At 65.1% G+C, this 23,272-nt stretch carries 19 protein-coding genes and 2 tRNA genes; 1 reads left to right on the forward strand and 20 read right to left on the reverse strand.

The window, feature by feature from the left end:
- Positions 1-286: 286 nt before the first annotated feature.
- From F7D09_RS07120 to F7D09_RS07205, 18 genes are all read right to left on the reverse strand, one after another.
- On the reverse strand, positions 287-1,474 hold the full coding sequence (locus F7D09_RS07120) for a MalY/PatB family protein (RefSeq protein WP_152234707.1): 1,188 nt from the start codon (positions 1,472-1,474) through the stop codon (positions 287-289).
- A gap of 490 nt (positions 1,475-1,964) precedes the next feature.
- A tRNA-Arg gene (locus F7D09_RS07125) sits at positions 1,965-2,038 on the reverse strand.
- Between the two features lie 53 nt (positions 2,039-2,091).
- A tRNA-Arg gene (locus F7D09_RS07130) sits at positions 2,092-2,165 on the reverse strand.
- A 99-nt stretch (positions 2,166-2,264) separates the two neighbouring features.
- On the reverse strand, positions 2,265-3,641 hold the full coding sequence (gene clpX / locus F7D09_RS07135) for an ATP-dependent Clp protease ATP-binding subunit ClpX (protein WP_152234708.1): 1,377 nt from the start codon (positions 3,639-3,641) through the stop codon (positions 2,265-2,267).
- Between the two features lie 230 nt (positions 3,642-3,871).
- Positions 3,872-4,576 carry an ATP-dependent Clp protease proteolytic subunit gene (locus tag F7D09_RS07140; protein WP_152234709.1) on the reverse strand — a complete coding sequence of 235 codons (705 nt, stop codon included), beginning with the start codon at positions 4,574-4,576 and terminating at the stop codon, positions 3,872-3,874.
- A 2-nt stretch (positions 4,577-4,578) separates the two neighbouring features.
- Positions 4,579-5,193 (reverse strand): ATP-dependent Clp protease proteolytic subunit, encoded by a 615-nt coding sequence (locus F7D09_RS07145; RefSeq protein ID WP_376863562.1) that lies wholly within the window; start codon positions 5,191-5,193, stop codon positions 4,579-4,581.
- Between the two features lie 145 nt (positions 5,194-5,338).
- Entirely contained in the window at positions 5,339-6,763 is a 1,425-nt protein-coding gene (locus tag F7D09_RS07150; protein WP_152234711.1) for a chloride channel protein, read from the reverse strand.
- A gap of 290 nt (positions 6,764-7,053) precedes the next feature.
- On the reverse strand, positions 7,054-8,439 hold the full coding sequence (tig, locus tag F7D09_RS07155) for a trigger factor (protein ID WP_152234712.1): 1,386 nt from the start codon (positions 8,437-8,439) through the stop codon (positions 7,054-7,056).
- Between the two features lie 52 nt (positions 8,440-8,491).
- Positions 8,492-9,778: an HRDC domain-containing protein gene (locus F7D09_RS07160; protein WP_152234713.1), complete on the reverse strand. Its 1,287-nt coding sequence runs from the start codon at positions 9,776-9,778 to the stop codon at positions 8,492-8,494.
- The gene (locus F7D09_RS07165; RefSeq protein WP_152234714.1) at positions 9,768-10,406 is read right to left on the reverse strand and encodes a DUF3000 family protein; all 639 of its coding nucleotides are present in this window, start codon (positions 10,404-10,406) and stop codon (positions 9,768-9,770) included. Before F7D09_RS07165 ends, F7D09_RS07160 begins: the two co-directional genes overlap by 11 nt.
- Positions 10,407-10,481: 75 nt before the next feature.
- Positions 10,482-11,360, reverse strand: coding sequence for a pyruvate formate-lyase-activating protein (gene pflA, locus F7D09_RS07170; protein WP_152234715.1), 879 nt, complete (start codon positions 11,358-11,360; stop codon positions 10,482-10,484).
- Positions 11,361-11,536: 176 nt separating this feature from the next.
- Complete coding sequence (locus F7D09_RS07175) at positions 11,537-13,912, reverse strand: formate acetyltransferase (protein ID WP_152234716.1); 2,376 nt, start codon at positions 13,910-13,912, stop codon at positions 11,537-11,539.
- 121 nt (positions 13,913-14,033) lie between these two features.
- Positions 14,034-14,300: a hypothetical protein gene (locus F7D09_RS07180; RefSeq protein WP_226836071.1), complete on the reverse strand. Its 267-nt coding sequence runs from the start codon at positions 14,298-14,300 to the stop codon at positions 14,034-14,036.
- Between the two features lie 201 nt (positions 14,301-14,501).
- Complete coding sequence (locus F7D09_RS07185) at positions 14,502-16,199, reverse strand: NAD+ synthase (RefSeq protein ID WP_152234717.1); 1,698 nt, start codon at positions 16,197-16,199, stop codon at positions 14,502-14,504.
- 58 nt (positions 16,200-16,257) lie between these two features.
- Positions 16,258-17,412, reverse strand: a complete 1,155-nt coding sequence (locus F7D09_RS07190) for a M20 metallopeptidase family protein (protein WP_152234718.1) — start codon at positions 17,410-17,412, stop codon at positions 16,258-16,260.
- A gap of 119 nt (positions 17,413-17,531) precedes the next feature.
- Positions 17,532-18,251 (reverse strand): methionine ABC transporter permease, encoded by a 720-nt coding sequence (locus F7D09_RS07195; protein WP_152234719.1) that lies wholly within the window; start codon positions 18,249-18,251, stop codon positions 17,532-17,534.
- On the reverse strand, positions 18,248-19,414 hold the full coding sequence (locus F7D09_RS07200; protein WP_152234720.1) for a methionine ABC transporter ATP-binding protein: 1,167 nt from the start codon (positions 19,412-19,414) through the stop codon (positions 18,248-18,250). Before F7D09_RS07200 ends, F7D09_RS07195 begins: the two co-directional genes overlap by 4 nt.
- A 203-nt stretch (positions 19,415-19,617) precedes the next feature.
- Complete coding sequence (locus F7D09_RS07205; protein WP_152234721.1) at positions 19,618-20,598, reverse strand: MetQ/NlpA family ABC transporter substrate-binding protein; 981 nt, start codon at positions 20,596-20,598, stop codon at positions 19,618-19,620.
- A gap of 468 nt (positions 20,599-21,066) precedes the next feature.
- On the opposite strand from F7D09_RS07205, the gene F7D09_RS07210 reads away from it, so the two are divergent.
- Entirely contained in the window at positions 21,067-21,864 is a 798-nt protein-coding gene (locus F7D09_RS07210; RefSeq protein ID WP_152234727.1) for a Cof-type HAD-IIB family hydrolase, read from the forward strand.
- Between the two features lie 135 nt (positions 21,865-21,999).
- Here the strand turns inward: F7D09_RS07210 and F7D09_RS07215 are convergent, their stop codons facing one another.
- Both F7D09_RS07215 and F7D09_RS07220 read right to left on the reverse strand, forming a co-directional pair.
- The gene (locus F7D09_RS07215; protein WP_152234722.1) at positions 22,000-22,539 is read right to left on the reverse strand and encodes a peptidylprolyl isomerase; all 540 of its coding nucleotides are present in this window, start codon (positions 22,537-22,539) and stop codon (positions 22,000-22,002) included.
- Between the two features lie 70 nt (positions 22,540-22,609).
- Positions 22,610-22,834 carry a hypothetical protein gene (locus tag F7D09_RS07220; protein WP_152234723.1) on the reverse strand — a complete coding sequence of 75 codons (225 nt, stop codon included), beginning with the start codon at positions 22,832-22,834 and terminating at the stop codon, positions 22,610-22,612.
- Positions 22,835-23,272: the final 438 nt, after the last annotated feature.

A 23,272-nucleotide genomic window follows, 5' to 3' on the forward strand; every position in this document is an offset into this window, starting at 1 on the left:
CCCCGCATGATCGACTCCTCACGCGGCATTACCGTGCGGACCCGCACATCGCCTGTGTCATATCATCAGTGTCATGTCATCAGTGTGACACTCGCTAGTGTCACACCCACCAACCATATGCAACACATGTTCTAAAGAACGTATGTACTATGGTAAACCATGCGCCCTACAAACAAACAATCCGCGTGCCGCGGCATTCAAAGCCGCGCGGCACGCGGATGCCCCTCACTTCACCGGCCCAGTGTCAACAAACGCCATTCGCAGCGGCAACGCACCCGCCGAATCATCACCCCTGCCGACCGGCGAGCGCCTTCCCCATGGAGTCCAGCACCTGCTGCAGCAGCTGAGGCGGGCACGCGAGGTTCACGCGCTCGAATCCGGAGCCGGAACGGCCGAACAGCACACCCTCGTCGAAGTACACGCGGGCCCGCTCGCGCATGAAGTCGCGCAGCTTCTCGTCGGTATCGAAGCCCAGACCACGGCAGTCCAGCCACGCCAGGTACGTGCCCTCCGGTTCCACGAGGCGCAACCCGTCCGTGCGCTGCACAAACGCGCGAAGCATGGCGAGGTTGCCTGCCAGCACCGTGAGCAGCTCGTCAAGCCATGCTCCGGCACGATCGTACGCCGCCTGACAGGCAACGAGGCCGAAGTGGCTGACGGTAAGGCCGGCGATGTTGTCGGCGGCGATGTCGAACCGACGGCGCAGGCCGGGGTTCACGATGACCGCGTTCGAGCAGGCGAGACCTGCCAGGTTGAAGGTCTTGGTGGGTGCGGTGAACTCGAAGCAATGCTCGGCGTACCGTTCCCCCAGCGTGCCGAACATCGTCACCTCGTGGCCCGGGTAGGCGAAGTCGGCGTGGATCTCGTCGGCGAGGACGACGACCCCGTGCCTGATGCAGATGTCGCCGACGCGCCTCAACTCGTCCTCACTCCATACGCGGCCGACCGGATTATGCGGGTTGCACAGGAGCATCGCCGTGCAGCGCGGGTCACTCGCCTTGGCCTCGAGGTCGTCGAAATCCATGATGTAACGGCCCTGCGCGTCTTGCACGAGCTCGTTGTTCTCGATGGTCAGGCCGTTGCGTTCGGCGGCGAAGCGGAACGGGTAATAGACAGGCTCCTGGATGATCACCTTGTCACCGGGGCGGGTGACGGCCCGCAGCGCGGTGTTCACCGCCGGCATCACGCCGTCGGACAGTCGGATGGTCTGCGGCTCGACCTGCCAGCCGTGCCGGCGCTTCATCCAGCCGGTCACTGACGCAAGATAGTCGTCGGTGGCGTAGTCGTAGCCGAACACGTCGTTTTGCGCGGCGCGCACCAGCGCATCGACGATTTCAGGAGCCGGCTTGAACTCCATGTCTGCGACGGACATCGCGATAACATCCTCGCTGCCGGGACCCATGTCCTCCTCGATAAGATGCCACTTCTCCGAGGTGGTTCTCCGACGCTCGACCATGGAATGGAAATCGTACACGGCTGCTCCTTTGACGGCTCGATTGACTCGATTGGACACAAACGTCACCATGATACCGCATAACCGACCGTACCCGGAGCGCGACTCACGAGTACGGTTCGTCATGAAACCGTCAACCGACCGTACTCATAGACACCGGTACGGGTACGGTCCGTCATGGCTTTTGCAACGAACCGTACCCGCAAACGTTTGCACGGGTACGGTCCGTCGGCAATTCTCAACGGACCGTACTCAAACTACCCGCTACGAGTACGTTCCGTCAGAGAAAAGACAACCAAACGTACTCGAAATCCACTCCCGAGTACGTTCCGTCAGATAATCACAACCGACCGCACCCGGAACGGCCCATATGAGTACGGTGCGTTGACGACGCGACGCGCCACACGACCCGTGCCGCGCGACACGCCGTACGCCGCACTCCCCGACGCCACGCCGCGCAACCCGGAAATTGGAAAAGCCCTTGGAAGCATTCGCTTTCAAGGGCTTTTTGTGCGCCAGACAGGATTCGAACCTGCAACCTGCTGATCCGTAGTCAGCTGCTCTAATCCATTGGGCTACTGGCGCAACGCGCATATCATGTTCAGTTATACGCACACCGCAAATCACTTCGCGGCTCGTGCGCCAGACAGGATTCGAACCTGCAACCTGCTGATCCGTAGTCAGCTGCTCTAATCCATTGGGCTACTGGCGCATGTTGTCTTGTTTTCGGCAACTCGTATAAGATACAACAGCTCAGCCATCATCGCAAACTTCGGCGTGTCGCGCTATTTTCCAAGCGTTCACGCCCTGTTCACGCCACTCGACGCCGCACGGCCGCATCCTCACGCCGCACCAATTTCGGTGCGCTTTCGCCACGAACCGACGCCGCATCCACGATTACCTGGCTGACGTCATCGACGCTCGGCAGCTCGAACATGGTCTGTTCCAGCGTCTTCTCGATGATCGACCGCAACCCTCGCGCGCCCACGCCCCGCGCGATGGCGGTCTTCGCGATTTCGGCGACCGCCTCCTCGGTGAACGCAAGGTCGACCCCGTCGGCGGCGAACAGCTTACGGTACTGCTTGACGAGCGCGTTCTGCGGCTCGGTGAGGATGCGCCCAAGGTCCCGCTCGCTCAGATTCTGCAGCACGCTGGTCACCGGGAGCCTGCCGATGAACTCCGGCAGCAGACCGAATTCGGCGAGGTCGTCGGCGCTCACCTGGCCGAGCAATTCCTCGGGTTTGACCTCATGCTCGTGCCATGAGGCGCCGAAACCACTTTCATGCCGGCCCAGCCGCTTGGCGATGATGTCGTCAAGGCCCACGAACGCGCCGCCGCAGATGAACAGGATGCCGCGCGTGTCGATGGTGACCGTCTCCTGGTCGCGGTGCTTGCGCGTGCCTTCGACCGGCACGGACGCGATGGTGCCTTCCAGCAGCTTGAGCAGCGCCTGCTGGACGCCTTCGCCGGAGACGTCGCGTGTGATCGACGTGTTCTCGCCGCTTTTGCGTGCGATCTTGTCGATCTCGTCGATGTAGACGATGCCGTGCTGCGCCCGTTCGACGTCGCCGTCCGCCGCGGCGATGAGCCGTTGCAGCACGGTCTCCACGTCGTCGCCGACATAGCCGGCCTCGGTGAGGGTGGTCGCGTCGGTGATGACGAACGGCACGTTCATGACCCGCGCGAGCGACTGGGCAAGGTACGTCTTGCCCACGCCGGTGGGGCCGAGCAGCAGGATGTTCGACTTGGCGACCTCGACGTCGGCGAACGGGTCGGCATTGCGCCGGCGGCCTGCCGCGCCCGACCGCGCGCCCGAAGCCGCGCCGGCGGCGGCACCTTGGCCGCTGTGCCGTCCATGCCCGCCGAACTGCCCGGCGGCCTCGCGCAGCTCCATGTTGACGCGTTTGTAATGGTTGTACACGGCCACGGCGAGCGTGCGCTTGGCCGCCGCCTGACCGATGACGTACCGGTCGAGGTACGCGCTGATCTCGACCGGCTTGGGCAGTTTCAGCGCGTTGACTTCGGCGTTGCGTTCGCGCTCCTCGGAGATGATGTCCACGCACAGCTCGATGCACTCGTCGCAGATCGACGCGGACGGTCCCGCGACCAGCTTGCGTACCTGATGCTCGGTCTTGCCGCAGAACGTGCAGCGGGGCACGTCCTCGTTATAGCTCACCACACGGCCCATGCGTCCGCTTCCTCCATTGTGCTGTCAGTTCGTTGCGTGCAGTCGCGCCATATGATTGACGCTTCCTGAGACGCTCCCCCAGTCGGCTTCGCCGACAGCCCCCTCCACCGAGGGGGCCGAGGAACGCAGTCGGCTTCGCCGGCGAAGCCGCCGCCGATACGCGAAGGTGCGTCCGCCCCGGAGTTTTCCGGAAACGGACGCACCAGCGTCAATCGTCACATTCCGACCGGTCACGACCGGTGTTCGAGCACCTCGTCGACGATGCCGTACTCCTTGGCCTCCTGGGCCGTGAGGAACGTGTCGACCTCGATGTCCTTGCGGATCTTCTCGACGTCCTGGCCGGTGTGCTTGGCGAGCGTGTTCTCGAGCCACTCGCGCATGCGCAGCATCTCCTTGGCCTGGATCTCGATCTCCGTGGCCTTGCCGAACCCCTGGTCGATGGCCGGCTGGTGGATGAGCACGCGCGCGTTGGGCAGCATGAGTCGCTTGCCCTTGGCGCCGGCGGCCAGCAGGATGGCCGCGGCGGAGGCGGCCTGGCCGAGGCACACGGTCTGCACGTCGGGCTTGATGTACTGCATGGTGTCGTAGATCGCGGTCATGGCGGTCATGGAGCCGCCGGGCGAGTTGATGTACATCATGACGTCGCGGTTCGGGTCCTGGGACTCGAGCACGAGCAGCTGGGCCATGATGTCGTCGGCGGACGTGTCATCGACCTGCACGCCCATGAAGATGATGCGGTCCTCGAACAGCTTGGTGTACGGGTCCTGCGTCTTCATGCCGTACGGCGTCTTCTCCGCGAACTGCGGCAGCACGTAGCGGTCCTGCGGCTGGGCGAACGCGCGGGCGCGCGCCTCGGCGGGCATGAAGCCGACGACGCCGCGCGCTCCGGCGAGACGGTCGGCGCGCTGGACGAACTTCGCTTCCTCGGATGCCATGGTCACTCCCCCTTCTTCTCGGCGGCCGCGCCTGCGGCCTCGTCAGCGTGGATGGTGTCGGGCGTGGAGACGAGCTTGTCGACGAAGCCGTACTCCAGCGCCTCCTCCGCGGTGAACCAGTGGTCGTACTCGTTGTCGCGGTAGATCTCCTCGACGGTGTGGCCGGTCTGCTTGGCGGTCAGTTCGGCGAGGGTCTTCTTCATGTCCATGATGAGCTCGGCGTTGATGCGCACGTCGGTGGTGGTGCCGCCGATGCCGCCCGAAGGCTGGTGCATGAGCACGCGCGCATGCGAGGTGAGGAACCGCTTGCCCGGCGTGCCGGAGCTCAGCAGGAACTGGCCCATGGACGCGCACATGCCGAGGCCCACGGTCGCCACGTCCGGCTCGATGAGCTGCATGGTGTCGTAGATGGCCATGCCGGCGGTGATGGAGCCGCCCGGCGAGTTGATGTACAGCCAGATGTCCTTCTTCGGGTCTTCGGCGGCCAGCATGAGCATCTGCGCGCAGATGCGGTTGGCCATGTCGTCCTTGACCTCTTCGCCCATCCAGATGATGCGGTCCTTGAGCAACCTGTTGAAAATCGGGTCCGGCATGGTCGGCATGTCGCCTTCGGCCATGACCGGGGACGATGTCAGCAAATCTGCCACCTTATCTCCTTGATTCATACAACATTACGTTTAGCTACATTACCCGTTCGAGCTGACCGCCGCCGCGGTTTCGCGCCGTTTTCGGCTACCCGCATAGCGAAGGCGCGGCGGACGGCTACCGTTCCACTGCAGCGTCGACCTTGCGAAGCAACGTGCTGGACACGAGCGCGGAGACGGCCACACCCAACCCGACCGGCACGAAGAACCCGATCGGCGCTTCGGTGAGCTCCATGACCAGGCACATGGCCATGAGCGGCGCCTGCTGCGAGGCGGCAAGCAAGGCGGCCGCGCCGATCAGCGCGCAGGCGGTCACCGAATCGGCCGGGAACGCCATCGCCCAGAAGATGCCGAATATCGCGCCGATGATCGAACCGAGCGCGATGCCGGGCTGCAGCACGCCGCCGGACGCGCCGGAACGAATGGTGAGCAGCGTGGCCACAGCCTTGAAAAGCAATGTGAGCACCAGCACCATCATGACGATGATCAGCTCGCCCTGCCGTGACGTCAAACCCATCGACTGCCATGGCGACAAGCCGTCCGACGTGCTCGCATCACCGGCCCCGGAGCCGAACAAGACACTGCGGTCGTTGATGAGCCTGGCGATCGACCGGCCCTCATCCATTGAGACCGTGCTGAAGCCGATCTGCGCGGCGGCGCGGCCATTGCCCATGATCTGCGGCAGCACGACGGCGACGATGCCGGTCAGCACGCCGGCCAACGGCATCTGCCACAGGATCGCCGCGCCCTTGGGCTTATGCGATTCGGCCCACTGAGCGCCGCGACGGAACCACGCGCCCGCCACGCCGGCAAGCGCGCCGAGCAGCAGCGCGGCGAGCATGAGCGTCGGCGTCGAATCGTCCTGCATGACCGTGATGTCATAAAACACGTGATGGCCTTTGATGGCGGCCGCCACGAACGCCGCCATCGCCGACATCCCCAATCCGAACGCGACCTTCTCGATCGTCACCTCGGCCAGCAGGATCTCCACGGCGAAGAACATGCCGGCGAGCGGCGCATTGTAGACGCCGCCGAGACCCGCACCCGCCGCGACCGCGACGACCACGCGAGTGTCCACGCGGTCCAGGTGGAACAGGTCGCAGAAGCGTTGCGCCAGCATGGCACCCAGTTCGCGCGGCGCAACCTCGCGTCCGATCGACGCACCGGAGCCGACGATGAAGATCTGCAGCACCACGTGCACGATCGTCTGCCAGAACGGCATCCGCTCCCCCGCGACCGCCTTCTTCACCGACGGCACCTTCATGGTTTTCGTGCGCAGCAGCCACCAGATGACGCCTGCGATGGACAGGCCTGCGGTCACCGAGATGATGCGGCGCAGCGCGGGGACATGGAACGGTCCGGGGACCGACTGGCTTTCGACATAGCCGAGCATGAGCTCTTCGACACGGTACAGCAGCAGGGTCAGCAGCCCGGCTCCCGCGCCGATCAGCGCGCCAAGCCCCAATACGGCCACGGTCAGCCAGCCGAGACGCTTCCATCTTGCGTTCTTGCGCGTATTCGCGTCCGTACGCGTATCCGTCATGCCGTTACCCCGTTCTCTCGTTCCGCTCGCTTCTGTTCCGGCCTGAACAGACCTTACCCCAAGATACACAATGTGTATGCTGCTGTCACAATGTAATGGATATGTGGACGCCATATCCGGATTGTGTACCTTAGGGCGCACATTGTGTAGTTCGGAAATCCGTAAACTGCACATTGTGCATCTTGCACGCCACCGACACCGCATCGGCACCGCACACAAAAAGAGGGTTTGGAATCCGAAGATTCCAAACCCTCTCAGCGAATCACCGGGACAGCAGTCCCGTCAATGGCTCACTCGGCGTCGGCGGTGTTCTCGTCGTCCTTGTTGGCGAGCTCATCGGCCACGGCGGCAGCGGCGGAGGCGGCCTCGACGGACTCGCTCTCCTCGTCCTCAGCGGCCTCGCCGAGGAACGCGCTCAGGTCGAGCGGCTCGCCGTTGCTGACGAACTTGACGGCGCGCATGCCGGCGAGCAGGCCCTTGGAGCGGCCGACTTCCTGCACGGCGGAGCCGAGCTGGCCGTTCTTCACGATGGCCTGGATAAAGGCGTTCGGATCCATGCCGTACTGCTGGGCGATGGAGGCGAGGAAGTTGAACACGTCGGCCTGGGAGACCTGGACGTCCAGCTTCTGGGCGAGTGCGTCGAGGACCATCTGGTCGACGAGCTCCTTCTCGACCTGCTTCTCGGCGTCGGCCTTCTGCTCGTCGGTCGCGTTGGCCGGGTCGGCGGTCACGTTCTTGAGCTGCTGCTCGACCAGCTCGGCCTTGACGCCCTTCGGCACCGGGATCTCCAGGCCCTCTTCGAGCTTGGCGATGAAGGCGTCGCGCGCCTGGGTGGCCTGACGGCCCTCGGCGTCCTGCGCGGCCTGCTTGCGGATGTCGGCCTTGAGCTCGTCCAGCGTGTCGAACTCGGAGGCGTCCTGCGCGAAGTCGTCGTTCAGCTCCGGCAGCTCCTCGGCCTTCACGGAGTTGACCTTGACCTTGACGAGCGCCTTCTGGCCCTCGTGCTCGCCGCCCTGCAGGGTGGACTCGAAGGAGGTCTCCTCGCCGGCGGACAGGCCTTCGAGCGCCTCATCGAGGCCGTCCAGCATGGTGCCGGAACCGAGCTCGTAGCTCACGCCCTCCTGGGAGTCGACGGACTCGCCGTCGATCTCGGCGTTCAGGTCGATGTTGGCGAAGTCGCCCTTGGCGGCCGGACGGTCCACGCCGACCAGGGTGCCGAAGCGCTGGCGCAGCGCCTCGAGGCGGCGGTCGACGTCCTCGTCGGTGACCTGCGCCTGCGGCACGTCGATCTCAACGCCGTCAATCTCCGGCAGCTCGATGTCGGGGCGACGCTCGACGGTGGCGGTGAACTTGAGCTTGGTCTCGTCCTTGGCGGAGGCGGGGACGTCCACGACGTCGATCTCCGGCTGGGCCATCGGGTGGATCTGCTTCTCCTCGAGGGCCTTGGAGTACAGCTCCGGGACGGCGTGGTCCACAGCCTCGCCGGCGACGGCCGCGAAGCCGATGCGCTGGTCGATGATCTTGCCGGGAACGTGACCCTTGCGGAAGCCGGGGACGTTCACCTGCTTGCCGATCTCCTTGCGGGCGGCGTCCAGATACGGGTTGAACTCCTCCGGGTCAACGGTGATGGTGAGCTTGACCTTGGTGGGTTCGAGATTCCTAACGCTGATTTTCACGCTTGCGCTCCTGAAAAGTCGTATGTGTACTTCATCTGCCTCTAGGCAACCTCTACATGATAACGCGACTTACGGACGCTGCGATCAGCTTCACCTGCCAGTCGCGAGCGCCTTGCGCTTTGAGGAATTCCGCCACGTCCAGACGCCGCGGATCGTCCTTCCAGCACAGGTTGCGCACGATCTGCGGCTTGATGATCACCTCGGCGGGCGTGCGGGTGTCGTCGGCGATCTGCGTGATCGCCTGACGCACGGCCATCAGACGTTGGTACCGCGCCGGATGCCTGGTCTGCCACTGCCGCATGGACTTGGGCGCGTTGGCATGCTGCTCGTCGGCGGGCGGCGTCGGCACATGCGGCCACTGGGAGGGCTTGAGTTCCAGCGCCTGGCGGATCGTCTCACGCCAGACGGACGGCTTGACCTTGCGCTGGATCGGCGCGTAGCGTTCGAACATCTTGTCCTGTTCGCCGCCGGTCTGGATGCGCACGCGCTCGTTGAGCGAACGGACCGCGCGGAACTGGCGCGCGTTGTGCGGCTTGACCGTCGCCGCTTCGATGATCGAGTCGTCCGACAATAGCAGTCCCGGCGCGATGTCGTACTGCCGGGCCAGCTCGTCGCGTCGCTCCCACAGGGCCTTGGCGACGGCGAGCCCCTGATGGTCCTGCATGATGCGCGTGATGTGCGAGATACGCATCCACGGCACCGGATGCGCGTGGCGCGGCCCCAATCCGACGCCGAGCGCATGCTCGAACTCCTCGCGCGCCCATTCCATTTTGCCTGCCGCCTCGAGTTCGCGGGTCATGACCTGTTCGAGCTCGATGAGCAGCTCGACGTCCAACGCCGCATAGTTGCGCCAGTCGCGTGGCAGCGGACGGTACGACCAGTCGGCCGCCGAATGCTCTTTGGCGAGCGTGATGCCAAGATACCGTTCGGTGACGGCCGCGAGCCCGAAGCGGTGCAGGCCGAGCAGACGCGCGGCGATCTCCGTGTCGAACAGCGCCTTGGGGGTCATGCCGATCTCGGAGAATCCGGGCAGGTCCTGCAGTGAATCATGCAGGATCCATGTGGTGTTGCCGATCGCCCTGTTGAACAGGTTCCAGTCGGCCCCCGCCTGCGTGAGCGCCACCGGGTCGAGCAGGATGATGCCCGCCCCCTCGCGTTTGAACTGGACCAGCCAATCCTCATGGCCGTACCGGTATCCCGACGCGCGTTCCGCGTCCGCGGCGAGCGAGCCGCCTGCCTGGGCGAGACGCTCGCATGCCTCGCGATACCCCTCCAACGTCGCGGTGACATCCGGCACTCCTGAACGTGGCTGCGTCTGCAGCCTCGGCTCATCGGTCAACTGACGTTTCCTCCTCACGGTCGACGGCGGATTTCACGAGCAGCGTCCAACGCCGAACCTGGCCGCCCGCATCCGAACCGTCATCCATGCTAGCAAGAGGTGTCCATGAGGCGCGCAGCTCGCAGCTCGCGCCGATTCCGGCGTCGCGGATGCCGAACGCCGTGTTGCGTTCCACCGTCACCGTGCCGGCCACATCGCCGTCGTGCGCGCCGTCCAAGGCGGCAAGCATCTCCTCCCAGAACAGGCCGGGAGCCAGCCCATTGTCCTCACGCGGATCGATCGGCATCCGCGCGTAGGCGACGCACCGCCAGTGGGACCGCCACTCGTCGCGCAGTTCACGGTCATACAGCAGCATGATCCAGCCGGACGCCGCGACATCCGCCTGCGGGGAGGCCGCTGTCACGGCTACGCCGATGCCGTAGTCGGCCAGCGTTCCCGGCACGGCGATCTCCTCGTACCGCACGCCGGCAGCCAACGGCATGGCACGCACCGATTCGACCGCCGCCCACACGGCGTCAGGCACGTCGTGGGCGAGCGCATCTCGGGGACGTCCGGACGACTCCGACGTCCCGGACGAGGCACGGCCCTTCTTCGGGCCGGACGTCCCAAACGGAAGAATCACTGCCATATCTCAAGCGTACGGACATGCGCGGCGAACCGTCGCATCGCCACGCCGAGACATGCCGGCTGCGGCGGCGCACTGTCAGTACACGACGAAGCCGTGCGACTGGAACTGCTCGACCACGCGCTTCTTGAGCGCCGCGGACGGTCCCTTCTGGTGCTCGAGCGGGTACGGGATGCGCAGCTCGTGCCATTTCGGACGCCCAAGCTGGTGAAAGCCGAGCACGTCGATGTGCTCGACCGCCCCGTCGAAGCTCTCGCAGATCCTCGCCACGTTCTCCACGTTCTCCTCGGAGTCGGTGAGTCCCGGCACGAGCACGAAACGCACCCAGATCTTCTTGCCGGCCTTCGCGAGCCGCTGTCCGAAGTCGATGGTCGGCTGCAGGATGCCGCCGGTGACCTTGTGGTAGGTCTCCTCGTCGCCTGATTTGACGTCGAGCAGGCACAGGTCGATGTCCTCGATCATCTCGTCCGTGTAGCTGGTGTTGAGGAAGCCGGACGTGTCGAGGCAGGTGTGCACGCCCATCTCCTTGGCGGCGCGGAACACGCGGGAGACGAACGCCGGCTGCATCATCGACTCGCCGCCGGAGAACGTGATGCCGCCGTGCGTGGCCTTGAACAGGTCCTTGTACCGGTCGATCTTCTTGACCATCGCGTCAAGGTACACCGGCTTGCCGTCGCGCATCTTCCACGTGTCGGGGTTCTGGCAATACTGGCAGCGCAACGGGCATCCGGACATGAAGACGGTCATGCGGGTGCCCGGGCCGTCGACGGACGTGTTGATGTCCCACGAGTGGACGAAGCCGATGTCGCCGGTCTTCAGCGCGGCGATGCGGTCGCGGCGGTCGAGGCCGATCGGCGACTCGAAGCCGGAGAGGCCTCCCATGAGGGTCTGCTTGGCGTATGTCTTGGATTCGCGCAGCATGTGGCGCGTGGTGGTGCGGAACTGGGTTTCGGGCATCGTTGTCCTCCTGTCCCCTGGATGCACGGAAGTTCTCTGTGATGTTGTCTGGCGGGCGGCCGTGTCGGCTGACCGCGATCCGGACAATGATGAAGGGGTGGAACGAAGCCCACCCCTTCATCATCGGTCCTCAGCGGATCGTCATCGGTGTCGCGTCACGCGACCGTCATCGAATCTCAGTCGGTGACGGCTCCCTGGTGGAACGTACGGGAGATGACGTCGAGCTGCTGCTCCTTGGTGAGCTTGACGAAGTTCACCGCGTAGCCGGAGACGCGCACGGTCAGGTGCGGGTACTTCTCCGGGTGCTCGACCGCATCCTCCATGGTCTCCTTGCGCAACACGTTGATGTTCGCGTGGTAGAGGCCGTGGCCGTTGCCGGCGTCCAGGATGCCGACCAGGTTGTTGATGCGCTCCTCCTCGTCGCGGCCCAGGCCGTCGGGGGTGATGGTGTTGGTCAGCGAGATGCCGTCCAGCGCGTCGTTGTAGTCGATCTTGCCGACCGAGAACATCGACGGGAGCATGCCGTGGGAGTCCATGCCGTTCTCCGGGTTCGCGCCCGGGGCGTACGGGGTGCCCTTCTTGTGGCGGGACGGGAAGGAACCGGTGTTCTTGCCGTACTCCACGTTGGAGGTGATGGTCAGGATGGACTGGGTCGGGACGGCGCCGCGGTAGACGGGCAGGCGCTTGACCTGGCCCATGACGGTGGACACAACCCACTTGGCGATGTCGTCGGCGCGGTCGTCGTCGTTGCCGTAGATCGGGAAGTCGCCGACGGTCTTGTAGCCGACCACCAGATCGTCATCGGCGCCCTCGACGTACTCGTACTCGTGGCCGGGCTCGTTCTTGGCGTCCTTGTTGTAGATCGGGTACACCTTGGCGTACTTGCAGGCGGACAGCGAGTCGGCGGCGATGGACAGGCCGGACATGCCGCAGCCGAGGGTGCGGTACACCTCCTTGTCGTGCAGGGCCATCTCGATGGACTCGTACGCGTACTTATCGTGCATGTAGTGGATGATGTTCAGCGCCTTGACGTAGGTCTCGGACAGCCACTCGAGGGCCTTCTCGTAGTTGGCCTTGACCTTCTCGTAGTCCAGCGTGCCGTCGGCCTCGGGCTTGATCGGATCGATGACGCCCTTGTCGATGACCTGCATGCCGGTCATCTCGTCACGGCCGCCGTTGATCGCGTACAGCAGGGCCTTGGCGGAGTTCACGCGGGCGGCGAAGAACTGCATCTGCTTGCCGACGCGCATCGGGGAGACGCAGCAGGCGATGGCGGCGTCGTCGCCCCAGTGGTTGCGGATCTCCTTGTCGGACTCGTACTGGATGGCCGAGGTGTCGATGGAGATCTTGGCGCAGAACTTCTTGTAGCCTTCCGGCAGCTTCGGATCCCAGAAGATGGTGATGTTCGGCTCGGGGCCGGGTCCGAGGTGCTCGAGGGTCAGCGTGTTGAGCAGACGGAACGAGGTCTTGGTGACCATAGGACGGCCGTCGTCGGCGAAGCCGGCGTCGGACCAGGTCGCCCAGTACGGGTCGCCGGAGAAGATGTTGTCGTAGTCCTTGGTGCGCAGGAAGCGGACGATGCGCAGCTTCATGACGATGTTGTCGATGATCTCCTGCGCGTCGGTCTCGTCAATCAGGCCGGCCTTGAGGTCGCGCTCGAAGTAGCAGTCGAAGAACGCGGAGTTGCGGCCGAAGGACATGGCGGCGCCGTCCTGGCTCTTGACGGAGGCGAGGTAGCCCATGTAGGTCCACTGCACGGCTTCCTTGGCGGTCTGGGCCGGGCGGCTCAGGTCGAGGCCGTACTCGTTGCCGAGCACGATGAGCTTCTTGAGGGCCTTGATCTGCTCGTCATGCTCCTCGCGGAAGCGGATCCAGTGCTCGATCTCGGTCTCGGTGAAGTCGTTGCGGTAGGGGACGGAGTCCTTGTCGCGCTGCTTGAACTTGATGAGCGCGTTGACGCCGTACAGGGCCACACGACGGTAGTCGCCGATGATGCGGCCGCGGCCGTAGGCGTCCGGCAGACCGGTGAGGATCTTGTTGTGACGGGCGACCTTGATGTCCTTGGTGTAGACGCCGAAGACGCCGTCATTGTGGGTCTTGCGGTAGCGGGTGAAGATCTTCTTGATCTCCGGGTCGGGCTCCTTGCCGGCCTCCTTGATGGCCTGCTCGACCATGCGCCAGCCACCGTTCGGCATCATCGCGCGCTTGCAGGGGACGTCGGTCTGCAGGCCGACGATCACGTTGTCGACCTCCGGGGACTCGATGTAGCCGGCCGGGAACGCGTCGATGTCGGCCGGGGTGTGGGTGTCCACGTCGTAGACGCGCTGCTTGCGCTCGACGGCCAGGTAGTTGTCGTCCAGGTACTTCCACAGGTGCTTGGTCTTCTCCGTCGCGTTGGCGAGGAACGACTCGTCACCGGTGTACGGGGTGTAGTTCTTCTGGATGAAGTCGCGGACGTCGATATCCTTCTGCCAGTCACCTTCGACGAAGCCGTCCCAGGCCTTGGCCTGAAGCTCCTCGGCAGAGAGAGCGGTCGCATCAACTGCTGTCATAATCACTCCTTGTGTCGTGCAACGCATCATCACGTTGTTTGGTCAAGACATGATTGTACTCGCAGCTCATTGGGGACGGGTCGGCGAATCGAGTGAGTTATCTCACATTCCCGCGGTCGGCTTACGCGGCCGTGCCGCCATCCCCGCGACCGGTGTCGCGGCCGGCGTCGACACTGCCGGAATCGCCGTCGTCCTTGCCTTCGTCATCCCACTTGTTCCACTGCCGGTCCACCTCGTCCCAGGTGAGGTTGCGCTCCTTGGCGATCTTCCACGCGTCGAGCGCGTCCTGCCGGGTCTTGTACGGGCCCATGCGGTGGGTGCTCGGCGAAATCATGCCGAGTTCCGGCTGTTCGGTCTTCGTGTTGAAATACCAGCGCTTGTCCGCCATCATCACTCCCCTGCTCACGGCGTTCACGGCGGTGGGCCGTGACGACCTTCGCCGCCACGGCCCACCGCCATCGGTCCTCACCCAGTCTACTCACCTGGCCGCGTCACGTCGGGCTTGTGTCAACCGGTGTGGCGCTCCCCCAGTCAGCTCCGCTGACAGCCCCCTCCACCGAGGGGCGGGAAAACGAAGCGAGGCGCCTATCTACTCGCGGAAGGCGTTGGTGACGGGCAGGCGGCGGTCGCGGCCGAACGCGAGCGCCGTGACCTTCGGTCCGAGCGGGTACTGGCGGCGCTTCCATTCGGCGCGGTCCACCAGCCGCATGACCGTGTCGACGGTCTTGGCGTCGAACCCGTCGGCCAGCAGGTCGGCGCGGCCGTGCGCGTGTTCGATGTAGGCGGCGAGCACCTTGTCGAGCAGCGCGTATTCGGGCAACGAGTCGGAGTCCTTCTGACCGGGGCGCAGTTCGGCGCTCGGCGCCTTGACGATCGAGTTCACGGGAATCATCACGCCGTCCTTGAGCGGCACGCCGGGATCGCCCTGCTCATTGCCGACGATGCGCAGACCTCCGATGCCCACACCGGCCGCCGCCGCGCGGTTGCGCCAACGTGCCAGCTCCCACACGCGGGTCTTGAGCAGGTCCTTGATCGGCGCGTAGCCACCGACCGCGTCACCATAAATCGTGGAGTAACCGCACGCCAGCTCGGACTTGTTGCCGGTGGCGACGGCGAGCAGGCCGAGGCTGTTCGAGTAGGCCATGACGATGACGCCTCGGATGCGCGCCTGCAGGTTCTCGGCGGCCACGCCCTCAAGCTGCAACTGGTTCTGGTAGGCGTTGAACAGCGGCTCGATCGGCTGCACGTCGTAGTGGGCGCCGATGTTGGCCGCGAGGTCCGCGGCGTCGTCCTTGGAGCCGAGCGACGAGTACATGCTGGGCATGGAGATGCCGTGCACGTTGTGGCCGCCGCAGGCGTCGGCGGCCATCGCCGCCACCAGCGCGGAGTCGATGCCGCCGGACAGGCCGAGGCACACGCCGGTGAACCGGTTCTTGGCCATGTAGTCCTTGAGGCCGAGCACACAGGCGGTGTACACCTCCTCGTCCGGGTCGGGCATGGGCGCGATCTCGCCGGCGGTCTGCTTCTCGGCGTCCGTATCGAGGTCGAAGAAGCCGAGATGCTCCATGAACATGGGAGAACGTTCGAGCAGCGTGCCGTCGCGGTCGACCACGAAGCTGCCGCCGTCGAAGACGAGATCGTCCTGGCCGCCCACCTGGTTCACGTAGATCATCGGCGCGTCGACCTCGCGTGCGCGCTTGACCGCAAGGTCGTAGCGCGTGTGGGTCTTGCCCTCCTCGTACGGCGAGCCGTTCATGGTCATGAGCACGTCGATGTGCTCTTCGGCGAGACGGGCCACCGGGCCGCCGTCCTGCCAGATGTCCTCGCAGATGGCCACTCCGACGCGCACGCCGTCGATGTCGACGACCACCGTGCGCTCGCCTGCGGCGAAGATGCGGAACTCGTCGAACACGCCGTAGTTCGGCAGGAAGTGCTTGTCGTAGCCGGCCCACACGGTGCCGTCGTGCAGCACGACCATGCGGTTGCGCGGCTTGTCGAGCGCGTGGTCTGTGCCGACAGTGCCGACCGCCACGTACAGGTCGCCCAGGCCGTCGGCCTCGAGCTCGGTGGCGAGCCAGTTCGCCTTGTCCCATGCGGCCTGTCGGAAGGTGCGCCGCAGCGCGAGGTCCTCGATCGGGTACCCGGTGAGGGTCATCTCGGGGAACACGACGACCTGTGCGCCGCCGTGGGCCGCGCGGTGCGCGTACTGGAGGATCTTGTCGGCGTTGCCGTCGAGGTCGCCTACGCAGGTGTCGATCTGTGCGAGTGCAAAACGAAGCTGAGTCATAGCCCCATAGTGTACCGCAGTGGGGCGCGCCGCACGTGACGGTCCGGTTTCCTGTCGGCTATTCGGCGAGCTCGTCGAGCACGCGCAGCGCGGCGTTGACGTAGAAGTCCACTGCCGGGCCGACCGCGCCGTCAAAGCCGATGAAATGCGGGCTGTGCCAGTCGGCGCACCCCGGCTGCCCGTTGGAGCCGATGAACGCGAACACGAGCCGTGTACCGGTCGTGGAGAACTCCACGAAGTCCTCCCCCGCCATACTCGGCCGGATCGGCTTGAGCGTGGCGTACTGCGGCACGTCGGCGGCGACCGCCTCGCTCAACGCCTCGTCGCCGACCAGAGGGATCTGGATGCAGTCCCAGTCCACGTCGGCGCTGATGCCGTACGCCTCGGCGGTATGGTCCACTTCAGCGACGAACCGGCGGTGCACGAGCGTCTCGTCGTCGCGTTCGAAGAACCGCACGGTGCCCTGGAAGCCGGCTTCGGCGGGCACCACGTTCCACACGTCGCCGCCGTGCACTTCGGTGACGGACAGGACCACCGCGTGGAACGGCGACACGTTGCGGCTTACGATGGTCTGCAGCGCGAGGATCATGGACGCGAGCGCCTCGATGGGGCCGGTCCCCTTCTGCGGGTAGCCGGCATGGGTGCCCTGCGCGTGCAGCGTCACCTTGAACTTGACGCAGCCGGCCATCATCGGCGTCGTGCCGACCGCGATTTCGCCGGGCGCGTAGTTCGGGTTGTTGTGCGTGCCGATGATAGCCGTCACGTCGTCGACGGCGCCGGAGTCTACGACCTTGCGCGCGCCGAGCCCGAGCTCTTCGGCCGGCTGGAAGACGATCTTCACGCTGCCGGCGATGCGGTCGCGGTGCGCGGCCAGCCAGAACGCGGCGCCGAGGAGCCCCGTCATGTGCAGGTCGTGGCCGCAGCCGTGCATCACGCCCTCGTTCTCGGAGGAGAACGGCAGGCCGGTGTCCTCGCTGATCGGCAGGCCGTCGATGTCGGCGCGCAGTGCGATGCGAGGGCCGGGCCGTGTGCCTTCGATCAGACCGACCACCCCGGTCTCGAGCGGCGTGTCGAGCACTTCGATGCCGTGGTCGCGCAGCTGGCCTGCCAGATACCGGCTCGTGTCGAACTCCTTGAAGCTGCGTTCCGGATGCTGATGCAGATGATGGCGGATCTCGATGAGCTCGTCGCTTGCCCCGACGTGTTCGGTCATTGCCGTTTCCCTTTCCCTGACGCTTTCCTTGATGCCGATGCCGGCATCCTTATGCAAATTATGCGAATGCGTGGCCCCGTATGACGGGACCACGCATGTCGATGTGCTGTTCGCCTGCGTTACCGCTGACGCTTCAATATACGCTTGGCGATGGCGTTCGCCACGCCCTGCACGATCTGCACCATGACGATCATGATGATCACCGCGGTCCAGGTGACCGTCTGGTCGAACTTCTGGTAGCCGTAGGCGATGGCGAAGTTGCCGAGTCCGCCGCCGCCGATGTAGCCGGCCATCGCCGACATGTCGAGCACGCCGATGAACAGGAACGCGTAGGCGAGGATCAGCGGGGCCAGCGCCTCGGGGATGAGGACCGTGCGGATGATGGTGAACTTGGACGCGCCCATGGACCGGGCCGCCTCGATCATGCCGGGATCGACGGGCACGAGGTTCTGCTCGACCAGACGCGAGGTGGCGAACGTGCACATCACGACCATCGGGAAAATGGCCGCGGCGGTGCCGATGGACGTGCCGACCACGTTGATGGTCAGCGGCTGCATCGCGGCGAGGAAGATGATGAACGGGATGGGCCGCACGATGTTGACGATCAGGTCGAGGATGCGGTAGACGACCGCATTCTCGAACAGGTTGCCCGGGCGCGTGCCGTACAGCACCACACCGAGCACCAAGCCCAGGAACCCACCGATCACCAGCGTGACCGACACCATCTGCAGGGTCTGCCCGATGGACTGGAACAGCATCGGCTTGAGCACCGTCCAGTCGGTCTGCCGCGCGGCGAGCTCGGCGCCGTGCCCTGCCGCGGTTGCAATCAAGTTGGTCATCGTGCCTCCTCCTCATGTCGCACGGCGGCGACGGTGCTGAGCCCCGACGCGGCGACGGCAGCATCATAGTCGACCGGCGCCGCCGCGGTGCCGAAGTCGATGACGTCGCTGGAGCGCGACAGTTCGGCGAGGAAGCGCTCCACCAGGTCGCCGTCGCCGGAGAACTCGTAGGTGATCGAGCCGATGGCCGAACCGGACACGGTGTCGATGCCGCCGTACAGCAGGCTGCTGCCGACCCCGTAGCGGGCGATCAGCTCGGAGATGTTCTGGCCGGACGCGCTGACCGCCGCGCCGGAAGCCCCTCCCTGGGACTCGCGCTGGCGGATGAGCACCGTGACGATGCGCCCGGACCATTCGTCATGCAACGACGCGACGCGGGCCGGCTCGGGCAGTCCGGAGACCGCCGTGGCGATGAAGCGTTTGGTCACCGCCTGCTGTGGGGCGGCGAACACGTTGTACACGTCGCCCTGCTCGACGACCTTGCCGCCGCTCATCACGGCGACGCGGTTCGCGATCTGCTGCACCACGCTCATCTGATGCGTGATGAGCACGATCGTCACGCCGAACTCCTCGTTGACGCGCTTGAGCAGCGCCAGCACCTCGCCGGTGGTCTCCGGGTCGAGCGCGCTGGTCGCCTCGTCGGCCAGCAGGATCTGCGGGTTGGTGGCCAGCGCACGGGCGATGCCGACGCGCTGCTTCTGCCCGCCGGACAGCTGCGACGGGTATTTGTCGGCCTGGTCGGACAGTCCCACGAAGTCGAGCAGTTCGGCGACGCGCTTGTCCTGATAGTCCTTACGCCAATGGTCAAGCTGCAACGGATAGGCGATGTTGCGCGCCACGGTCTTGGTGGAGAACAGGTTGAACTGCTGGAAGATCATGCCGATCTTCTGCCGAACCGGGCGCAGCTTGGCCTCGCTCAGGCCGGTGACGTCCTGCCCGAGCACCGTCACCGTGCCGCTGGTCGGCCGTTCCAGCGCGTTGATGAGCCGCACCAGCGTCGACTTGCCCGCACCGGAGTAGCCGATGATGCCGAAGATGTCACCCTTGTCGATGGTCAGGCTCACGTCGTCGACCGCCCTCATCGTCTCGGGCCGGCCGACGGTCGCTCCCCGACGCCGGTACTCCTTGACGACATGGTCGAAGGTGATGATCGCCTCTGTCATGCTTTGGATCCTTACTTGATGTCTGCCGATGGCCGAGTGTCCCGCAGCCGGGTCCTGCCGCGGACAAGCCGACGGCCGAATCGGCCGCCGGCCCATGATAGCCCATACGCAGGGCACGAGTGTCGGCTCGACCCCGACCGGTGTCTCCGGTGCGGGACCGAGCCGACGCTGGTTTCGTCGTTGGCCTACTTGGCCTACTTGGCCTACTTGGCGTTCTCGGCGTCCTTCTGGATGTCGGCCAGGTAGCCCTGCAGCTCGGACGCGCTGAACTTGTCGGCGAACACGGCGGTGCCGCCGGAGTTCTCTTGCAGCTTGTCGAGCACGTCCTTGGTCTGGAAGATCTTGATGAGCTTGAGGTACGTCTCGTTGTTCACGTCGGCCTTGCGGGAGACGAACACGTTGATGTACGGGCGGGCCTCCTCGCTTTCGGCGTCGTCCTGGTAGATCGCGTCCGTGGGCTTGAGGCCCGCGTCGGCCACGTAGTCGTTGTTGATGACGCCTGCGGCGATCTGCGGATCCTTGAGCGAGTTGGCCACCTGCTCGGCCTTCAGCGGCGTCACCTTGACCTTGGACTTGGACTCGTCGATGTCGGCGGGCGTGGAGAACGCGGTCCACTTGTCCTTGAGCTCGATGAGGCCGGCGGCCTTGAGCACGCCGATGGCGCGCGCCTGGTTGGTCTCGTCGTTCGGGATGGCGACGGTGGAGCCGGCCTCGATGTCCTTGATGTCCTTGACCTTATCCGAGTACACGCCGAGCGGATAGATGGCGGTGCCGCCGATCGGCTGCAGGTCCTTGTTGTTCTGCTCGTTGTAGTTCGCCAGGTACAGCAGGTGCTGGAACTCGTTGAGGTCGAGGTCGCCGGAGTCGAGCGCCGGATTCTCGGACGTGTAGTCCTGGAAGTCGACGATCTTCACGTAGATGCCCGCCTCCTTGGCCTTCTTCTCGAATTCCGGCCACTGCGGGTCGGTGGCGCCGACCACGCCGATCTTCACCGGGTTGGACTCGCTGCCCTTGGCTGCCTCAGTGGTGCCACGCGTCGCGCGGTAGCCGAAGAACACGCCGACCGCGATCAGCGCGATCACGACGACGGCGATGATGATGTTGCGTGCGGTGTGGTTGACGCGGACCGGCTCTTCGGGGCCGCCCGCCTGAGGGGTCTGCGATGCTGTCGTCTGTGCGGTCATAACTGTTTCTTCCCTTCCGCATCCCGCCGGCCATGCCGGCCTGGATGTCGTTCTTCTGATCTTCATTCGTGCTTGAGGATGCTTCCGGAGCCACTGTGACAACGGCCCCGTGCATCCGGACAACGACCACCATACGGTATCATGGGGCCGCATGAGGCGAAAAACGGCGAATCGGCTTATACATGTTCGTTATAAGGCGCGCATGATCCCAGTCGTACAGCGGAACCGATAACGGGTTATGCGCCGGTGCGCGAAGGCTCACGCACCGGTTGCACGCCGGCTCGCGCGCCGTCTCGACGGCCGCCGGTCATCCAACGATGTCCTTACACTTGAACTGGTTTTCGGCCTACATCGCGGAGGTTACGCATGGCACTGCACGACGATACGCCGTCCAACGGCGCTCTTTCCAACGGCACCCTGTCCGAAGATCGGCATCACGACGGCACACCGTCCCACGGCGCGGTCGGCATGACGGATTGCAAGGCGGCGTTCTTCGACATCGACGGCACGCTGACGAGTTTCGTCACCCATGTCATCCCGGATTCCACCATCGAAGCGATCCACAGGCTGCAGGCGAAGGGCATCAAGACGTTCATCTGCTCCGGACGCGCCCCTTCGCACATGACCGTGGTGCTCGACATGATGCCCGTGCATTTCGACGGCATCGTGGCGCTCAACGGGCAGTATTGTTTCGACGACAACGGCTTCCTGGAGAAGGAGGCGCTGCTGCCGGAGGACATCACGACCATCACCCGCTGGCTGGACGAGCATCCGGACGTGGTGGCGAACTACTGTGAGAAGGATTACGTCTACTTCAACCAGGTCACCGAGGCGATGCGCCGCACCTGGCGACAGCTCGGCAAGACCGCGCCCAAGGTGAACATCGACGACCCGCATGAGCGCGCGCTCAAGTACGAGACATTCCAGATCAGCCCGTACATCAGCCTTGACGACGAGCGTGAGATCTGCTCGCTGTGTCGCAACGTCACGGGCGTGCGCTGGCACCCCGACTTCACCGACCTGATTCCGGCCGACGGCGGCAAGCCGGTGGGCATGCGGCGGTTCATGGACCATTACGGCTGGACGCGCGATCAGGTGGTCGCGTTCGGCGACGGCGGCAACGACGCGACGATGCTCGAGTTCGCCGGGCTTGGCGTGGCCATGGGCAACGCGACCGAGCCGGCGAAGGCGGCCGCCGACTACATCACCGACGACGTGGACCATGACGGCATCATGAACGCGCTCGTGCGCTTCGGCATACTGTGACGGCCGCCGCCGACATTGGCGAGGGGCCTGTCCGCTGACGCAACCGATTGTTGCATGCAGCGGGCAGGCCCCTCGTTGTTCCGTCGTTCCGTTCGGCGCCGACCTTGTGCAGGCGGCACCGTCACGCAGGAGGTGTCACTTCACCACGGTGATCGACGTGATGCCGACCGGCTCCAGCGGAGCGTCGGAACGGTCGGTCGGCACGGATTCGAGCTTGTCGACGACCTTCTTCGACTCGTCGTCGGCGACCTCGCCGAAGATCGTGTGATGGCCGTCGAGCCACGGCGTCGGCACGGTGGTGATGAAGAACTGCGATCCGTTGGTGCCGTGCGCCTTGCCGTCACGGCCGCGGCGCAGGCCGGCGTTCGCCATGGCCAGCAGGTACGGATGGTCGAACTTGAGCGACGGGTCGATCTCGTCGTCGAACTCGTAGCCGGGGCCGCCGGTGCCGTTGCCGAGCGGGCAGCCGCCCTGGATCATGAAGTCCTTGATGATGCGGTGGAATGTCAGGCCGTCGTAGAACGGCTCGTGCGACGGCTGGCCGGTGAACGGGTCGGTCCATTCCTTTTCGCCGGTGGCGAGGCCGAGGAAGTTCTTCACCGTCTCGGGAGCCTTGTCGTCGAACAGGTTGATGGTGATGTCACCTTCTGAGGTGTGCATGATGATAGTGCTCATAAGCCCCCAGTCTCGCAGACGCCCCAGACCCGATGTTCCAGTCCCAGACCCGGCGCCGCGTGAGCGGACGTCACCGCACGTAGACGGTCGGTGACCCGGTGAGCCGGGACATCGCCGACGGCGGGATGCTGCGCACGTCATGGATGCGTCCCACGATGGCGTCCAGCGTGGAGACCGGGACTGTCGATGCCGTCGGAGCGGCTGCGGGGATGGCAAAAGACCGCTCGACGGCACGGGCGTTGCTGTTGCGCACCATGCGGGCCAGTGCCGGGCGCTTTCTGTGCATGAAGAACATGATCGCCTCCGTGTGTGCCGGAGGCCGGCGTTGTCGTGCCGGCCGATTCGTGTGCAGCGGCCCGGTATCGGTTGCGGCCGCTGTGATGGTCTGTGGACGCCGTCCGGCCGGCTGCCTGTCGCATCGCAACGGTCCCGGTCAGCCAGACGGCATTGTTGTGGTCATCACCCGTCCGGATGCCGATCGCAGCCGTTCAGGCGATGATCCCATTACACCGCATCCGGCACCGTCTCGCCCTCGCTCCCCGGAGTGATTTCATCCGCCAACCGCCCCGCCGCAGCATCAGCCCCAAGGATGACGCCACCGCTCAGGTACGTTCCGATGCTCCTATACATTGTCAAGCTGTTGCGCGTGTTGTGTCGGGGTGGTGATGGAGTGGATCCATTGGGTGGCGCGTTGTTCGAGTTCGGGCAGGTCGCGCACGCCCCGCTCGATTTC

Origin of the sequence: Bifidobacterium leontopitheci (assembly GCF_009193355.1) — a bacterium.
Lineage (GTDB): Bacteria > Actinomycetota > Actinomycetes > Actinomycetales > Bifidobacteriaceae > Bifidobacterium > Bifidobacterium leontopitheci.

Bases quoted from the DNA above. Each gene is read 5' to 3' on its own strand.
- F7D09_RS07210 (WP_152234727.1), top strand. From the start codon at position 21,067: ATGACGGATTGCAAGGCGGCGTTCTTCGACATCGACGGCACGCTGACG.
- F7D09_RS07195 (WP_152234719.1), bottom strand. From the start codon at position 18,251: ATGACCAACTTGATTGCAACCGCGGCAGGGCACGGCGCCGAGCTCGCC.
- pflA (WP_152234715.1), bottom strand. From the start codon at position 11,360: ATGCCCGAAACCCAGTTCCGCACCACCACGCGCCACATGCTGCGCGAA.
- F7D09_RS07190 (WP_152234718.1), bottom strand. From the start codon at position 17,412: ATGACCGAACACGTCGGGGCAAGCGACGAGCTCATCGAGATCCGCCAT.
- F7D09_RS07200 (WP_152234720.1), bottom strand. From the start codon at position 19,414: ATGACAGAGGCGATCATCACCTTCGACCATGTCGTCAAGGAGTACCGG.
- F7D09_RS07215 (WP_152234722.1), bottom strand. From the start codon at position 22,539: ATGAGCACTATCATCATGCACACCTCAGAAGGTGACATCACCATCAAC.
- F7D09_RS07180 (WP_226836071.1), bottom strand. From the start codon at position 14,300: ATGGCGGACAAGCGCTGGTATTTCAACACGAAGACCGAACAGCCGGAA.
- F7D09_RS07140 (WP_152234709.1), bottom strand. From the start codon at position 4,576: ATGGCATCCGAGGAAGCGAAGTTCGTCCAGCGCGCCGACCGTCTCGCC.
- F7D09_RS07185 (WP_152234717.1), bottom strand. From the start codon at position 16,199: ATGACTCAGCTTCGTTTTGCACTCGCACAGATCGACACCTGCGTAGGC.
- F7D09_RS07175 (WP_152234716.1), bottom strand. From the start codon at position 13,912: ATGACAGCAGTTGATGCGACCGCTCTCTCTGCCGAGGAGCTTCAGGCC.
- F7D09_RS07150 (WP_152234711.1), bottom strand. From the start codon at position 6,763: ATGACGGATACGCGTACGGACGCGAATACGCGCAAGAACGCAAGATGG.
- clpX (WP_152234708.1), bottom strand. From the start codon at position 3,641: ATGGGCCGTGTGGTGAGCTATAACGAGGACGTGCCCCGCTGCACGTTC.
- F7D09_RS07205 (WP_152234721.1), bottom strand. From the start codon at position 20,598: ATGACCGCACAGACGACAGCATCGCAGACCCCTCAGGCGGGCGGCCCC.
- F7D09_RS07220 (WP_152234723.1), bottom strand. From the start codon at position 22,834: ATGTTCTTCATGCACAGAAAGCGCCCGGCACTGGCCCGCATGGTGCGC.
- F7D09_RS07145 (WP_376863562.1), bottom strand. From the start codon at position 5,193: ATGGCCGAAGGCGACATGCCGACCATGCCGGACCCGATTTTCAACAGG.
- F7D09_RS07165 (WP_152234714.1), bottom strand. From the start codon at position 10,406: ATGGCAGTGATTCTTCCGTTTGGGACGTCCGGCCCGAAGAAGGGCCGT.